The organism is Alteribacter lacisalsi, assembly GCF_003226345.1.
GTDB lineage: Bacteria > Bacillota > Bacilli > Bacillales > Salisediminibacteriaceae > Alteribacter > Alteribacter lacisalsi.
In genome coordinates, this window is the sequence record NZ_PDOF01000001.1 from 1,709,990 (window position 1) to 1,724,143 (window position 14,154).

A 14,154-nucleotide genomic window follows, 5' to 3' on the forward strand; every position below is an offset into this window, starting at 1 on the left:
AGACAACTGATCCTGCGTCTCTATCGTATCACTTTTTAAATTTAGTTGGCAATAACATCGTTTGACAATTTTAAATAGGAGCACCATTTTACTCAGGTATGGAAGAAAGGAGTTTTTCCCGTGACAGTTCCCGACTTTATTTTTGACCAGAAATGGGGTGAGGCGCTCTCGGCCCGTCTTGTCCAAAACGGGCCATGGTCCAGCTGGAACCTCTTCTCTCTGGCACTGCAGGCTGAAGAACAGCTGTCGATTGAGCATTTTGACGGTCTCGAAGCGCCAAAGCATCTCCCGCACCTGAATATCTTTCCCCATCAAATGGAGGCCGCAGAGCGTGTGCTCACTAAAATGAACGGAAAAGCGATTCTGGCAGATGAGGTGGGCCTCGGTAAAACCATCGAAGCAGGCCTGATTCTCAAGGAATACATGATTCGCGGTCTCGTGAAAAAAGTACTCATTCTCGTCCCCGCTTCTCTTGTGACACAGTGGTGCCGGGAACTGAACAGCAAGTTTTACATTCCGGCAGTCGAACAGCGGAAATCCTACGTGTGGGACAGCTGTGACGTGATTGTCAGTTCCATTGATACGGCAAAGCGTGACCCACATCGTTCGGTTATCTATGAGCAGGATTACGATATGATTATTATTGACGAAGCACACAAACTGAAAAACAAGAATACGAAAAACTACCAGTTTGTCCGCAATTTAAAAAAGAAGTTCTGCCTTCTCCTGACGGCTACACCGGTCCAGAACAAACTGAGTGAAGTCTTCCATCTGATTTCTATTCTAAAACCCGGCCACCTTGGAAATGAGGATGGCTTTACGAAGGAGTTTAAGGATGCGGACCAGCATGAGGAACTGAGACAGCTCGTGCAAAAAGTGATGATTCGAAACCGCCGCTCAGACTCCGAGATGGACTGGCCCAAACGGGTCGTGAAAACAGTGGAAATCGAGTTCTCCGATGAAGAAAAACAGCTGTATGATGCGGTAACTGCGCTTAAAAGCAGGTGGAACCAAAAACATGAGTGGAGTATTTTCCCGTTTACTGTTCTCACGCTTCAGCGTGAATGCTGCTCAAGCAGAGAAGCTGTCTATATGACACTCAAAGGACTGCTTGGTCAGGAAGAAATGGCACCTGCACTTAAAGAAGAGCTGGAGAGCCTCATGGAGATGGTTCAGGGGGTAACCCGTCACGCCAAGGCTGAAAAAGCACTTGAACTCGTACAGAACATTGATGATAAGGTCATTATTTTTACGGAATACCGTGCCACTCAGCTTTATCTTCAATGGTACTTTGCCCAGCACGGCATCAAAGCCGTTCCCTTCCGGGGCGGATTTAAGCGGAGCAAGAAAGATTGGATGAAGCAGCTTTTCCAGGACCGGGCCCAGGTTCTTATTGCAACCGAAGCAGGGGGAGAGGGAATTAACCTGCAGTTCTGTCACCACATGATCAACTATGACCTCCCATGGAATCCGATGCGGATTGAACAGAGGATCGGGCGGATTCACAGGCTCGGTCAGGAGCACGATGTTCACATATACAATTTCGCCGTTCAGAATACAGTGGAAGACCATATTCTTCGCACTCTATATACAAAGATCGGCCTGTTTGAGGAGGTCATCGGCAAGCTTGATGACATTCTTGAAAAAATGCATGAAGAAGAACTGGAAACACATATCTCCAATATTTTGAATCATTCGGAATCAGACGGTGAAATGCGGATCAAACTTGAAAATCTAACAGCCTGTATCGATTCAGGCGAGGAGGTGGAGGCCCGTGCTGCAGGCGGACGTGCATAAATACCTGAAAACCTTTTTCACGGAAAATGACAGCCCCGTGCTCGAGGAAAGTCCAGGGCACCTTCATGTCCAGCTCAGTGTGGAAATGGACAAAGCACTTACGAATCGTCCTTTTTACTGGCAGTACCTTGAGAAAATCGGCGGTGTGCCGAATCCGTGGAAAATGACGGTTGTGACCGATGAGGATCAGGCGCCTGTTGACCTGGACAAGCGGTACGACAGGAAAGCAGAAGCTGTTCATTTTGGCTCGCCACGGCTTCACCAGGTGTTTGAACTTACAAAGGAACAGGGCTCTCACGTGCGCATGTACGAGAAAGTGGCACGAACCAGTCTATCAGCCCATTCCCTTCCCCTTCTGCCCTGGTTGAATATGAATATGAAAATATCGTACGAAGCGGAAAAAAAACGGGACCGCCTGGTGTCGATAGGCCTCTGTCTGACCAACGGGGAGATGATCGAAGATTTCTATGATCACCTGAAGTATTATCCCCTGGAAGCCGATATTCCCGATTACTGCTTTACCGTCAGCCCCCTTATCAAACCTTTGAGCGGGGTGGAACGAATCAGACACCAGATCGAGCTCATCGTCCGCTCGGAGGATCACGGCTGGGCAGAGGAGGCAGAGTTGAAGATGGCAGAGGATCTGGCCCTTCTTCAGACCTTTTATGACGGAGCTGAGGAACTGCCGGACAGCTTTCATGTGGAACAGGACGCAATCAGACGGCAGTACACGCCTAAAGTTGCTATCACAGTCATTAATGGCGGTCTGTTTTACCTTCATCAGCATCCTTTAGCTGTCAAAAAAACGAGAAACCGCTGGCTTCACTGAGACAATTGAATTTTACAAGGCACAAAAAAGAGCTCCCGAAAAATGAGCAGTTCCGGGAGCTCTTCCTGTTTACTTACCGACGGGCTAAGCGCTGCCTGTTCTTTTTGTAAAACAAAAGAAACGCAAACGGCAGAAGACCGAACCAGTGATGCAGGAGCGGCGGCTTGGCTTCTTTTTTTTCCTGACGGCGTTTAATACGTTCACTTTTCGGCTGGTCGGCATAAGTAACAACCTGCTGTGTAACAAATTTTACATAATCATTCGTTTTCATGGTCCTCACCTGTAAATAAGAGTCTTCCCAGTGTTGCCCATAACGAAAGAATTTATTCCACCAGCTGCCCGGCAGTCTCACCACTGCCTCTGGGGATCAGAGTGGTTGTCCTGCTTCGACTATTGCCTTTACAATCTCTCGGGGGGTCAAGCCCATAGTCTGGATCGTCACATCAGCGGTTGCATACGCTTTACGCCTTCCACTATAGCGCTCTTCCAGTTTTGTCCGGTCAATTCCGGCAAGCGGACGGCCGGGATCCGCTTTTATTCGTTCGTACAATACATCAAATGGGGCATCCAGAAAGAAGGTCAGTCCTGTCTTCCTCATAAATGCCACATTTTCTTCTTTTTCAACAGCACCACCGCCTGTCGAGATCACCGCCCGCTTACCGGTCATACGTTCAAGCACTTGCGATTCGACTTTTCTGAACCATTCTTCACCCTCATTCCTGAAAATATCCGGTATGGATTTCCCCGTCTGTTTTACGATGACGTCATCCAGATCAATAAAACCGAGCCCGTTTTTTCTGGCAAGCAGCTTTCCCACTGTCGTTTTCCCTGCTCCCATAAAACCGGTTAAATAAATATTGCCATTCGCCTGCATCGTCATTGTGCTGCACTTCCTTCTCTCCAGTCTGTTACTGCGCCGGTTTCCATGTTCAGCCTGAATGAAGCTGAACGGTTCGTGCCCCCTGTTGTTACTGCATCCAGCCGGATGCTTCTCAGCATGTCAGATTCCGTATCAACACGGTACCAGATCGAACCGCTGCCGGTCTGCAGTTTTCCTGAGGCTAACGTATCACCTTCACTGAAAAGAATCAATTCTGTTACATGAGCTGTACCGGTCAGGATGAGGTGATCGACTGTCACCATTTCCCGGTGAAAAAAATTGAACTGCCGTTCCTGTTCAATCACAATCGCGGCCTGGAGTATAGCAGCACTGAGAAGAAATAAGAATGCCACTGTAAACAGCAGGATATATCCTTTGTTATTCATGTTCACGGCTCTGCCCTTTGCCGGCAGTGTGCGTAAATACGCGCTCAGAAAAACTTCCATCAGGAAAGGTTAGGCTGATTCTTATGCCTGCCGGCTCCTCCCTAAACCTCACATCACCGGCTTTTTCGAGAAAGATATCGTACCCCTGACCGTTTACATATCGGATAATCCTGCCATTATGAAGTGTAAATGAGGACACTTCCTCCTGTCCGCTCCGGTCACTCCGAAGATAAAGTGTCTTTTCTGTGCTGCTGATCGTAAATTCTGTGCTCTGTCTGAAGTACGGGGTAAACTGAATGAAGAATAGTTCCGCTTCTCTGCTGCGGCCTGTCTCTTTAGTGTCTTGTGTTTTCTGAAACGGATGGAGAATCGTAAACAATACGGATACGATGATCATCGTAACGATAAATGAGAGCAGAACTTCAATAAGTGTACAGCCTGCTTCGCCTCTATTTCGGAATGTATAGGCAGATGTCATGGCGCATTGCCTCCCAACTGATGCAGACATGCCATTCCCTCTCATCAGCTGTTCTCCAGCTGATCTCGTAAATATAGCCGCTATACTCTGCAGAAACTCTTTTCACTCCTTCTTTCCGGTATTCCTGGGCAACGTCATAGAGGATGCCGATCATGATCCGCTCCTGTTTAACCGTCTCTTTCTCAAGTTGAAAATGCCAGTAAACAGGGACCATCGTACCTGCAATAACAGCAAAAAGCACCAGAGCAGCCAGAACCTCTGTCAATGTAAAGCCCTTAGAATTCTTCAACGTAAAACCGCCCCCTGATAAATGGAAACACGACCCTGTATCCTCCGCCTCGCTCATAAGAAAAGACGAAAGAACCAGACCGCTGAATATTCCCGTTGGACATAAAACGTAAATCGTGTGTTCCGAGAGAACGTGCTTCAAACCTCAGATGAGCAGGGAAGTGATTTTCCGCAATAACAGTAAGATCCTGGCGGATGATGTATTTGTGATTTATGTTATCAAAAATAATTTGGACAGGAGTCTGAGTGGCAAGTGCCCGGATTTGGGAGTTGTAAAGGTCGCTTTTAAGTGTGGTCAGAAACTGTTCTGATTCGAGCACCTCAGGAGGGATGAGCTTAGGAATGGCAATGAGAAGAAGGACAGACAGGAGCGACAGGACAATGAGCATTTCAATCAACGTATATCCTTTTTCATCAGTCATTTTTTCCCACTACCCCATTTGTAATGGTAAGGGCCGTCCCGTCCGGACAGGAGACGGTATCCACATACCCTTTCTCTACAAGATCCCCCAGGTCGGTAAGCTGTTTTCCTTCAGCTACCAAATAAGCTCCAGCCTGCCCCTGAAGAAGCTCAATAACAGCATCGCAGCCTTTTTCATTCGCCACACTTGTATTTTTAGTCAGTGAGGGTACTGCAATAAGCAGAAGTACACTGATGATCATCAAAACGATCATCATCTCGATCAGTGTAAAACCTGCTTCCGGTTTCCTGCTGTATTCTATGAAGCGTTTCTCTTCTACTCTCATTTTTCTCACCTCCTTTCCTGTCTGAGAAAGCTACCATAAGTTGGTAAGCTGAAAGACAGGCATCATCAAGGAAACAAATACAATCAGGAGCAGGATGCCAATTACAGCATATAGTATGGGCTGAAGCCTAAACAGAAGCTGGCCGATCCGGTATGTGATCCGTTCTTTTAAAAAGCGGCTGTACCTTGAGAGCTCTTCAGCCGTGCAGCCTCTCTCCTCCCCAAGTGCAACAATGGTTGACAGCTGGGGATCAAAAACAGGTCTTTCTGTAATCATCTCCGAAAGAGAAATGCCCTGCTGCATACCTTGATGAAGGATGGCTGCTTCCTGCTGAAAAACAGCAAACATACTGTCCCGCCTGATCATCTGAAGACTGTCATTCATTGATAGTCCGTTGTTAAGCATAGGAGCAATCTGGCAGACGAAAAAATACGTAAAAATCATACGGGCATAGGATTGAATGAGGGGAGTCCCGGTAATGAGATAAAGTTTCACCTTAAGCGGAGCATGCTTCGCGGCTTTTATGGTAAGTAACAGAACCAGAAGCGCAATAACTGAAGCAGGAAGGTTTATTATCGTAAGCAAAGAAAACAGCATACGGGAGATAAAAGGGAGTTCAGCACCTGTCTGGCTGAAAAACTGATAAAATTGAGGGATTATCGTGTGAAGAACGAGGGTGACCAAAACAAGAAGACAGACAAACATTAACACTGGATAGCGGAGAACTTTACCTGCCTCTTCCCTGATCTGATGCCTGGTGCTGCAGAGTTCAGCCGCAGTGTGAAGCCCGGCATGAAAATCACCATGCTTCTCCATTATATTGAGGTAATTACTTACTTCCTTAGGAAAGCCAAACCGTAACAGAGAGACGGAGAAAGAATGGCCCTGGCGCAGTGACACGATGAGGGAATCGATCATGTTTGCTGTTGCTCCGGTGTAATAGCGGCGAAGAATATCAAGAGCCTCCCTGAGCGGGTACCCTTCTCCCGTAAGTGAAGCAATCTGTTTAAACCACTCTCCTCGTTCCCGGTCATTTTTAAAAGGATGTTTTCGACGGAACATCAGTACGTTTCACCCACTTTTCTATTTCGGACTCATTTAAACAGCCAAGAGTGTACGCTTTTTTCATAAGACTCCCCAGTGAGGACGCCACCGGCCTGCGATCAGCAACCGCGCTTTTCAGGGCGTCTCCATGAAGAATATCAAACAGGGCCGCCCGCTTTTTTCTCCGTCTGCAGTAAGCATGACACGATTGACTGCAGTAGGGACAATTCAGTCGGACGAGCATCTGTACGCATACGCCAATTAGTGTCTCCATTAGGTCTCCCGTTTTTAGACCAAACTCTTCTAGACGTCTGATGGCGAGCACCGGAGTGGAAGCATGAAGCGTGCTTAATACAAGATGCCCTGTCATTGCTGCCCTGACGGCCATCTGAGCGGATTCATTGTCGCGAATTTCACCCAGCATAATGACGTCAGGATCATGACGGAGGACATTTTTCAGTCCATGTGCATACGTAACGCCTGCCTTTTCGTTAACTTCCATTTGTAAAAAAGCATCGTGCTGCTGTTCGACAGGATCTTCAAGGGTAATGATATTCCTGTTCTCAGTCCGGTTCATTTCGTGCATCAGTGAATAAAGTGTAGTGGTTTTGCCTGATCCGGTCGGGCCGCACAGCAGGATGAGGCCGTGGGGTAGATTTGCAAAACTGTTGAGGAGGTTTGCCTGAGAGGGAAACAAAGTGAGGCGACTCAGAGGTTCGGGTGTCTGCTGTCTGTGCATTCTGACAACGAGTGTTTCTGAAAAAGTCATGGGGAATGTGGAAAGCCTGAGTGAGTAGAGGCTGTCTTTGAGGTAGATTTCAACGGAGCTGTTCTGGGGTCTTCTTCGTTCTCCAATATCCATGCCGGAGAGAAATTTCAAATGAGCGATCATCCGCTGGAGCATATCCGGAGAGATCTGCTGCATGTCCGTCAGTACCCCGTTAATCCTGTACCGGATGATTCCCTGTTCCCTGCGGGGGACGATGTGAACATCCGACGCACAGGTCTCTGCTGCACTGTGAAGTACAGACCTGGTAAACCTTTCAACATCCAAAATACCACCTTCCTGTCTCTTGCCTTTATTTGTACAACTTTTTTATTCGACACAAAACAAAAAAATCCTGCTTTTTTCTGCATATATTTTTTCTAAGAACACATGCTATCTCTTGTAGCCAATGGGGTGTAGCCAAGTGGTAAGGCAACGGACTTTGACTCCGTGATCGCAGGTTCGATCCCTGCCTCCCCAGCCATACATATAACCGGGTTGGATAACGTCCCGGAGAACGGCACTTTCAGTGAGTGTCGTTTTTTACATTTTTTGGGCTTTTTACCTTGCTGACTCCTCAGCTCAAATATTAAACGCCGGGAACCCTCAGGTTCGCCGGCGCTGATATTTATTTATTTGTTTATTTGCTGCTTTTTACTTCTGATGCTTCTTCCTTAAGCTTGTCGCGGGTATCCTCGATTTCCTGGATCACCTGCTTGGCAAGCTTTTCACCCTCGCCTTTCTCCTCTTCCACCAGATCTTTAATATCCGTGGAAAGGTCGTCTCCGAGGTCGGCTGCTTTATCTGTCAGACGGCTTGTTCTGTCCGAAACACGCCCCCACTGTTCACGGGCCGCTTCTGTCCACTCGCCTGATTTTTCCTTGGCAAGTTTAGAGTACTCGTTGCCTTTTTCCTTAGCGGAATTTGTTAACTCTATTGTTTTGTCCTTCGCAGTATTAGCCTGCTTGTTAATATCCGAGCGAAGTTCCTTTCCGGACTTCGGTGCTGTCAGCATCGCTGCTGAAGCTCCAATAATCCCTCCTATAACTGTTCCGATAATAAAATCTTTCGTGTCCATTTTACTCATGCCTAACGTCCTCCCATTTCTTTTGTAGTAGATTTCACAATTGAAAAAAGTCAATTATTATTCCTTTCCCTTAAATTCTCCCCAATTAAACATAATTCCTTCAAACAAAATTATTTTGTCATAAAAAATAATTCCTTTTTTTTCGGCGCCAGCCTGGTAAGTATGACACAAATCGCGCTTTTTCAAAGTGTTGGAATGAATAAATTGGAAGTTATTGTAACACTGTCACAAAATTGTCACAACCCCTTCAATACAGCCTCGTTCTTCTGCTTCAGCCTATTCCACATCGTTTAATCGCCCTACCTGTGTCACAGTTAAACAATTCCTGCAGTTTTAATTTACAAACCTTTTCATTCGGTCTATAATAAAGTGTATTCGATTATGCATACTAACATCAGAGTTGCTAGAGCTACATAAAAGGAGGGATGCATCGTGGATCGCATGTATCGCGTACTTGGTTTCTGGACAGGGATCTTTGCTGTTTTGTTTTTCGTCGGTGGAATGTACGAAATGGCGATGCTGTTCTTTGCACAAACAGGCGTATTTCTTGCACTGAGCTATCTGAACCTGTCTGAGCGAACGTACATCTATATCTTTGGCGCATACTTAACTGTGTTTTTTATCGGCTTTACTTATTACACCACGTTCATCATGGTGCCAGGGGTCGGACACTAAAATCCGCGCTCCTCGTGAAAAAAGACTCCGGATGTTTACCGGAGTCTTTTTCTTGTGCTCTTAAAATTCACGACAGTGTGTCTGCTTCACTACTTACTTACGCCCCGGTACCTTTTCTTCTTTTTCCCTGTAAAAGTGCCAGTCTCCAGTACGATGGAGTCCCCGTGACTGCACATTGACCCAGAAAGCTGTTGCTGTCCCAGACAGACTTGTAAGGTTCTGAATTGCACGGTTCAGCCGGAATGTCTCTGAAAAAGGCCCGTCTGTAACTTCAGGCTGTTTTAGAAAGTCGAAAATTCCTGCATGATGAAGGAATCTCCCCTGCCGGGTATTTATGAATTCCACAAACTGCTCTTTGAGAAAGAGCGCTCTGAGGGCATCCCAATGAACGTGAGCAGTAATGTCCATTTTTCCGGGGTAAAGAAGTGGGTCCGGCACGATCTGATGGGAACGGTATCCACGGACTGAACCTTCTTTAAGCTCAGGCGCTGCAAGTTCTTCATTCGTATAGCCGTAATCAACCGTCACGGCTATACCTTTTCTCAGCCACCTGCTGACTGATTTTACCCACCGCTTAACTCCTGGGGACACTTCCGTGCGGTGCCCGTCGGGGAGCTCAGGACCGTACATATTTATCAAATCAAGAATCTCCGTATTATCACAGACGGTTTTTACTTCTGCCAACTTGTTGTCCGCTCCTACGGTAACAAATATTTCAAGATAGCTTTCACCGTATTTTTCAAGAACGTGAACAGGAAAGGCATCCAGAAGCTCATTTGAAAATAAAACCCCTTCAAATACAGGCACGGCCTCGGAACAGGAGACGAAATCCTCAAAGAGCCGAACATGTTTTCGGTGGTCTGAGAGCCTATCCTTCATCACTTCACGATGTGACCGGCTTTTTTCAATGACAAGATATGAAATGTCCGAGTACAGCTCCGGTTCGGATCTCTGAAGATAATCAAGCACTGCTTCTGCAAACCGACCATCGCCTGCCCCCCATTCACAAATGACCGGTGCGATGTTTTCGGTATTCAGGACGCCAGCGAAAAATTGTCCGAACGTCCAGCCGAAAACCGGATGTACGTGAGAGCTTGTATAAAAATCCCCCTCCGTCCCTATCTTCGTTTTCTCCTTCGTATAATAGCCTTCAGTTTCATGATAAAGGGCTTCTTCCATAAAACGGGCAAAGCTGATCTGTTTACGGCCGCTGTTACGAATTAATTTATGTATAGCTTCCACTCCATCACCCCCTGCTTTTTTATTCGCCGGCAAGGCTGAGAAAACCTTCCTTCACCTGTGTACCGGACACTATGAAGAACATTAAAAAAGAGGCTGAGACAGAAGTGTTAGTGAAAGAAATTCCGAACAAATAATCTGTGGGGCATAAATCACTCCTGAAATATGCCTCGCTATCCGCGGGAAGCGGGTGAGCCTCCATACGCTGCGCACTGTGAGGTCTCACCTTCGCTTTTCATCCTGCGGGAGTCAGGGTGTATTCAAACCGCTTTGTTCCGATTCTCACTTTAACACGTTCATTCATGTCCCGGCCTCTAAAAGCCATTTAGAAATGGGTTGCTTTCTTTTTCAGCTCCTATAGTTGTTTCCGGGCCGTGCCCATTTGCGACGACCGTTTCATCCGGAAGATCGAGAAGCTTGTTGTGAATGGAAGCAAGCAGGGTCTCCTGGTCGCCTCCGGGCAGGTCCGTTCGGCCGATCCCCCCCTGAAACAGCACATCGCCTGAAAAGACGACATTCTGCTCAGCAGCATAAAAGGACAGGCTCCCGGGCGAATGCCCTGGCGTTTCAAACATCTGAAACACAAACGAACCAAACGTCACCTTTCCTTCACCGCGCAGCGTTTCAACAACCCCGGCAAACTGAACGAGCGGAATACCCGGAAACCGAGAAGAGCCATTCAACGCCGGATCCCTGAGCCACTCTTCTTCCTTCTCATGTACGTACACAGGCACATCCAGTTCACTTCGGATGGCCTCAACACCACCGATATGGTCAAAATGCGCATGTGTCAGAATAATCGCTTTCAGGTTCAGATCGTTTTCTTTTAAAAAGGATACAACCTTCTCCCCATCACTCCCCGGATCAAAGAAAACAGCATCATTTTTTTCGTTATGTACCAGAAAACCGTTCGTCTGGAGCGGTCCCAAAGGTATGCGTGTCACCTGCATCAAAGTTCCTCCTCTAAAAGGTTTCTCCCATTGTACTACGGCGGTGCCTGGATTTTCAAAGATTGCAGGTAGTTCTCGACAAATAATAAAAAAACAAGTAAAATAAGAATGCGCTTAGGTTATGCTATAATCAGGTACAGGTACTTCGTGATTTTTACATACGTAAGGAGGCAAAAGAGTATGGAACAATTGATTAACCATATCACAAACATGACATTCGCAGTGATCTGCCTGCTCATTACTGTATTCAGTCTATGGGGTCTGTTTCGTGAGTTAAAAACGAAGAATTTCTTCGCAGTCGGCTTTGCTGCTGTTACAGTCCTTGTATTCGGCTGGTTCTCTGTTATGTCACTGTTTGCCTACATCACACGCGGTGGCGGCGCAGCAATCATGTAATGTACGAAAATGTCTCAATGGATGCCATTGAGGCATTTTTTTATGCCGCTTGTTCTCCAACACCTAAAAAGGAGTGACTCCTTATGGAGCCACTCCTTTAGTAATTGAATTAACGGCTGATTTTTTCATTAACGCTCTTTTCCTTATCAGTCATCGACTGGGCTTTATCTCTCCGGTCATCAATTCGGATGTGCGTTGCCACCCTTTCCACACCGCTTTTAAACGGCAGTTCATGAACACGCTCAATAACTTCAAACAGAACCGGCAGTTCAGCATCAATAACCGTGCTCATTGCGTTCACTTTATAAGTGAGGCGCCCCTCGTACTCGTTAAGAACCGCTTCAATCTCTGCAATCTGCTCCGATTCACTCGTTGTTCCTTTTCCTACCGGAATGATGGACACATCTGCTGTTACCATATGCGCTCGCCCCTTCCTTCTGTAAATAGTCTTTCTATTTCCCTTTACCTTGTGAGGGAATTCTTTAAACGCCAGTCTTCTATAGGACCGGATTGCTGTTCTTAAATGACGTTCTTCCGGTTCCGATGTTGTAACATAGCGCTGCAGAAAGTAAGAGATTCTCAGAAAGAAGCGGTGAATTACTGTTACGCTGGTTCTGTTCAGCCAGTATGCTGCTGCAGGCATGATCACAAGAGCTAAAGCGGATGCTGCATCCACGGCCCCTCTTCCCGTAAACCCCAGCCCCAAAAGAAAGGGAGTTAGAAGAAAAAACGCTGTAAAATACAATACGATGGCGTTTGTGGAACAGTGCCGGTTTGTAATCTCCGCGCCGGCAATGTTCTGCCGTTCGGACAGGCTCACCCGCCCTCTGAAACTGAACACCTTGTGTTCGGCCCCATGATATTTCTTCAGTTCACCCGGAAAATAAAAATGCGTACCTGCCGCAAATAGAATCAGCGTTCCTAAAGGCAGCCCGCCTGCCAGCACCACGTTTCCATTAAGCATAAAAATAGCTTGGGGAAAAACAGTCAGCAACAGAATTAACACTCCAGCAAGATGAAACCAGATCGGCATGGAGGTGACAACTTTCCAGGATACCCCAATCATCACCGGAAACGAAATCGGTTTTATCCAGGAACGGGTTCGGCCTTTTTCTTCAGAAGCACAGGAAATGTACCTCCTGCCCATAAAAAACACGCCTTTGTTAAAAGACAGCCCCCGGATCACGGCTACTCACCATCAGGGCTGATTGTGGACCTGCGGAGAACCCAGTGCGGAATATCGGGTGTGAAGTCTATTCGGTCTTCGGTTAATCCTTCACCTGTAAACGCTTCGTGCTCCACCCATGTGTGGGCATAGCGTACTTCCGCTCCGTGTACCTCAGCACCCGGGTCAAAGGAAATCACAAGGGATCCTCTGTTACCATAGGTGACGTTATCTTCTGTCCGGTTTGGAAAAACCATCATCAGACCGTCCTCTGTCTGCACCGTTTCCTCTACGGTGTAGATGACATCATCACGCTGGCCAAGTTCCAATATGCCTTCCGTGCCCGCATCAGGCAGCACCTTCTCATTTTCATCAAACAGAACAATCTCTATATAATCGTCACCTGCAATTCCGTCAGAAGGCATCGCATCCCAATTCCACGATGCAGAGACCGTTCCTTCATCTCCCTTCAGGTCAATAGTCAGTTCCGTATGACTATCGAGCTGTTCATTGTTTACTTCTTCAGTCTGAATGACCGACAGATAGCCGAATACAAACAGACCAATCATGACTGTAAGCGGAAGAAAAATCACCAGTTTATTTCTCATAATTAAAACTCCTTTTACTCTTCTTGCCTAACCTCAGGGTTCAGCCGCCTCGGTTTCAGTAATTCCTGTAAGCTGAAACTCCTTATTGAAAAAGAAACGGTAGAAAATGACCGTAACAAGCATGGCCGCCATGGAAACAGAAGCAAAAATACTGAGGGAAATGACTATCTGGTACCGAATCGCTTCGATCGGTGCCACCCCGCCGAGAATAAGCCCGGTCATCATACCGGGGAGCTGAACAAGGCCGATTGTTTTCAGGCCATCCACGTTCGGAATCATCGCTGCTTTGACGATCCTCCGGATGAGGATGGTAGAAGCCTGTTCCGGCTTCGCCCCAAGAGCGAGAGCCGCCACAATTTTTCCTTTCGCTTCTTTAAACTCGCTTTTCATCCTTTCCAGAGCAAGACCGATGGCAACCATGCTGTTGCCTATAACCATACCACTCATAGGAATAACCTGATCAGGCTGAAAATTAATCATATCAAAGCCGAGCCACATGGCAAGTATTAATAGCTGAACGCCTACAATCACCAGAAAAATAACCGGTCTGAGGTAGGGAATTCCCGTCCCCTTTTTGCTCGCATGAAACGTTGCCACCGTCACCATAACCGTTAGCATCAGACTGATTCCAAGCAGGGGAGGAAGGGAAAAAAGATAGGTCAGAATATAACCAATTAGAAAAAGCTGGACCACTCCGCGAAATGACGACCATGCAATCGATTTGCTGAGGCCGAGGGCGTAGATGTAAGAAAGGGAAACAGGAATCAGAACAAAAAATATTAACAGAAACATTGAAAGATTTGATATTTCCGGTGCCAT

General features: G+C 46.8%; 19 protein-coding genes, 1 tRNA gene and 1 pseudogene. 5 read left to right on the forward strand and 16 right to left on the reverse strand.

What is annotated here, in order from left to right; translation table 11 throughout:
- The first annotated feature begins 120 nt into the window (after nt 1-120).
- Together CR205_RS08475 and CR205_RS08480 are read left to right on the forward strand one after the other, a co-directional pair.
- A complete protein-coding gene (locus CR205_RS08475) occupies nt 121-1,797 on the forward strand; it encodes a DEAD/DEAH box helicase (RefSeq protein WP_407923550.1) in 1,677 nt (558 codons plus the stop codon).
- Nucleotides 1,775-2,626, forward strand: a complete 852-nt coding sequence (locus CR205_RS08480) for a YqhG family protein (RefSeq protein ID WP_110518634.1) — start codon at nt 1,775-1,777, stop codon at nt 2,624-2,626. The genes CR205_RS08475 and CR205_RS08480 overlap by 23 nt, the downstream gene beginning before the upstream one ends.
- A 73-nt stretch (nt 2,627-2,699) precedes the next feature.
- Here CR205_RS08480 and CR205_RS08485 read toward each other — a convergent pair whose 3' ends face one another.
- From CR205_RS08485 to comGA, 9 genes are all read right to left on the reverse strand, one after another.
- Nucleotides 2,700-2,897, reverse strand: coding sequence for a YqzE family protein (locus CR205_RS08485; RefSeq protein WP_110518636.1), 198 nt, complete (start codon nt 2,895-2,897; stop codon nt 2,700-2,702).
- Between the two features lie 96 nt (nt 2,898-2,993).
- Entirely contained in the window at nt 2,994-3,506 is a 513-nt protein-coding gene (locus CR205_RS08490) for a shikimate kinase (protein ID WP_110518638.1), read from the reverse strand.
- Nucleotides 3,503-3,892, reverse strand: a complete 390-nt coding sequence (gene comGG / locus CR205_RS08495; RefSeq protein WP_161524721.1) for a competence type IV pilus minor pilin ComGG — start codon at nt 3,890-3,892, stop codon at nt 3,503-3,505. Before comGG ends, CR205_RS08490 begins: the two co-directional genes overlap by 4 nt.
- Nucleotides 3,885-4,370, reverse strand: a complete 486-nt coding sequence (locus CR205_RS08500; RefSeq protein WP_161524722.1) for a ComGF family competence protein — start codon at nt 4,368-4,370, stop codon at nt 3,885-3,887. The genes comGG and CR205_RS08500 overlap by 8 nt, the downstream gene beginning before the upstream one ends.
- Entirely contained in the window at nt 4,342-4,659 is a 318-nt protein-coding gene (locus CR205_RS08505; protein WP_161524723.1) for a prepilin-type N-terminal cleavage/methylation domain-containing protein, read from the reverse strand. Before CR205_RS08505 ends, CR205_RS08500 begins: the two co-directional genes overlap by 29 nt.
- Nucleotides 4,646-5,080 carry a competence type IV pilus minor pilin ComGD gene (comGD, locus tag CR205_RS08510; protein ID WP_110518646.1) on the reverse strand — a complete coding sequence of 145 codons (435 nt, stop codon included), beginning with the start codon at nt 5,078-5,080 and terminating at the stop codon, nt 4,646-4,648. The genes CR205_RS08505 and comGD overlap by 14 nt, the downstream gene beginning before the upstream one ends.
- Nucleotides 5,073-5,405, reverse strand: a complete 333-nt coding sequence (gene comGC, locus CR205_RS08515; RefSeq protein WP_110518648.1) for a competence type IV pilus major pilin ComGC — start codon at nt 5,403-5,405, stop codon at nt 5,073-5,075. The genes comGD and comGC overlap by 8 nt, the downstream gene beginning before the upstream one ends.
- Nucleotides 5,406-5,435: 30 nt before the next feature.
- Nucleotides 5,436-6,467: a type II secretion system F family protein gene (locus tag CR205_RS08520; RefSeq protein ID WP_110518650.1), complete on the reverse strand. Its 1,032-nt coding sequence runs from the start codon at nt 6,465-6,467 to the stop codon at nt 5,436-5,438.
- Nucleotides 6,442-7,503, reverse strand: coding sequence for a competence type IV pilus ATPase ComGA (gene comGA, locus CR205_RS08525; protein WP_110518652.1), 1,062 nt, complete (start codon nt 7,501-7,503; stop codon nt 6,442-6,444). Before comGA ends, CR205_RS08520 begins: the two co-directional genes overlap by 26 nt.
- A 122-nt stretch (nt 7,504-7,625) precedes the next feature.
- On the opposite strand from comGA, the gene CR205_RS08530 reads away from it, so the two are divergent.
- Nucleotides 7,626-7,699, forward strand: a tRNA-Gln gene (locus tag CR205_RS08530).
- 156 nt (nt 7,700-7,855) lie between these two features.
- Here CR205_RS08530 and CR205_RS08535 read toward each other — a convergent pair.
- Nucleotides 7,856-8,302 (reverse strand): YtxH domain-containing protein, encoded by a 447-nt coding sequence (locus CR205_RS08535; RefSeq protein WP_110518654.1) that lies wholly within the window; start codon nt 8,300-8,302, stop codon nt 7,856-7,858.
- Between the two features lie 432 nt (nt 8,303-8,734).
- Between CR205_RS08535 and CR205_RS08540 the strand changes: the two genes are divergently transcribed.
- Nucleotides 8,735-8,977 carry a DUF2626 domain-containing protein gene (locus CR205_RS08540; RefSeq protein ID WP_110518656.1) on the forward strand — a complete coding sequence of 81 codons (243 nt, stop codon included), beginning with the start codon at nt 8,735-8,737 and terminating at the stop codon, nt 8,975-8,977.
- Nucleotides 8,978-9,070: 93 nt separating this feature from the next.
- Here the strand turns inward: CR205_RS08540 and CR205_RS08545 are convergent, their stop codons facing one another.
- Both CR205_RS08545 and CR205_RS08550 read right to left on the reverse strand, forming a co-directional pair.
- On the reverse strand, nt 9,071-10,219 hold the full coding sequence (locus CR205_RS08545) for a class I SAM-dependent methyltransferase (protein ID WP_110518658.1): 1,149 nt from the start codon (nt 10,217-10,219) through the stop codon (nt 9,071-9,073).
- 311 nt (nt 10,220-10,530) lie between these two features.
- Entirely contained in the window at nt 10,531-11,166 is a 636-nt protein-coding gene (locus CR205_RS08550; protein WP_110518660.1) for an MBL fold metallo-hydrolase, read from the reverse strand.
- 180 nt (nt 11,167-11,346) lie between these two features.
- On the opposite strand from CR205_RS08550, the gene CR205_RS08555 reads away from it, so the two are divergent.
- Nucleotides 11,347-11,562, forward strand: a complete 216-nt coding sequence (locus tag CR205_RS08555) for a DUF2759 domain-containing protein (RefSeq protein WP_236634725.1) — start codon at nt 11,347-11,349, stop codon at nt 11,560-11,562.
- A 109-nt stretch (nt 11,563-11,671) separates the two neighbouring features.
- On the opposite strand, the gene CR205_RS20490 is transcribed toward CR205_RS08555, so the two are convergent.
- The 4 genes and pseudogenes from CR205_RS20490 to CR205_RS08570 form a co-directional block, all read right to left on the reverse strand.
- Nucleotides 11,672-11,980 (reverse strand): MTH1187 family thiamine-binding protein, encoded by a 309-nt coding sequence (locus CR205_RS20490; RefSeq protein WP_236634771.1) that lies wholly within the window; start codon nt 11,978-11,980, stop codon nt 11,672-11,674.
- An 84-nt stretch (nt 11,981-12,064) separates the two neighbouring features.
- A pseudogene (locus CR205_RS20495) lies at nt 12,065-12,748 on the reverse strand (DUF1385 domain-containing protein); the annotation flags it as partial.
- A gap of 2 nt (nt 12,749-12,750) precedes the next feature.
- Nucleotides 12,751-13,335, reverse strand: coding sequence for a hypothetical protein (locus tag CR205_RS08565; protein ID WP_110518664.1), 585 nt, complete (start codon nt 13,333-13,335; stop codon nt 12,751-12,753).
- 33 nt (nt 13,336-13,368) lie between these two features.
- Nucleotides 13,369-14,154, reverse strand: a complete 786-nt coding sequence (locus tag CR205_RS08570; protein ID WP_110518666.1) for an ABC transporter permease — start codon at nt 14,152-14,154, stop codon at nt 13,369-13,371.

Coding starts and splice junctions, on each gene's coding strand:
- CR205_RS08520 (WP_110518650.1), bottom strand. CDS start 6,467: ATGTTCCGTCGAAAACATCCTTTTAAAAATGACCGGGAACGAGGAGAG.
- CR205_RS08550 (WP_110518660.1), bottom strand. CDS start 11,166: ATGCAGGTGACACGCATACCTTTGGGACCGCTCCAGACGAACGGTTTT.
- comGD (WP_110518646.1), bottom strand. CDS start 5,080: ATGACTGATGAAAAAGGATATACGTTGATTGAAATGCTCATTGTCCTG.
- comGG (WP_161524721.1), bottom strand. CDS start 3,892: ATGAATAACAAAGGATATATCCTGCTGTTTACAGTGGCATTCTTATTT.
- CR205_RS08555 (WP_236634725.1), top strand. CDS start 11,347: ATGGAACAATTGATTAACCATATCACAAACATGACATTCGCAGTGATC.
- comGC (WP_110518648.1), bottom strand. CDS start 5,405: ATGAGAGTAGAAGAGAAACGCTTCATAGAATACAGCAGGAAACCGGAA.
- CR205_RS08570 (WP_110518666.1), bottom strand. CDS start 14,154: ATGGCACCGGAAATATCAAATCTTTCAATGTTTCTGTTAATATTTTTT.
- CR205_RS08500 (WP_161524722.1), bottom strand. CDS start 4,370: ATGACATCTGCCTATACATTCCGAAATAGAGGCGAAGCAGGCTGTACA.
- CR205_RS20490 (WP_236634771.1), bottom strand. CDS start 11,980: ATGGTAACAGCAGATGTGTCCATCATTCCGGTAGGAAAAGGAACAACG.
- CR205_RS08485 (WP_110518636.1), bottom strand. CDS start 2,897: ATGAAAACGAATGATTATGTAAAATTTGTTACACAGCAGGTTGTTACT.
- CR205_RS08535 (WP_110518654.1), bottom strand. CDS start 8,302: ATGAGTAAAATGGACACGAAAGATTTTATTATCGGAACAGTTATAGGA.
- CR205_RS08490 (WP_110518638.1), bottom strand. CDS start 3,506: ATGACGATGCAGGCGAATGGCAATATTTATTTAACCGGTTTTATGGGA.
- CR205_RS08565 (WP_110518664.1), bottom strand. CDS start 13,335: ATGAGAAATAAACTGGTGATTTTTCTTCCGCTTACAGTCATGATTGGT.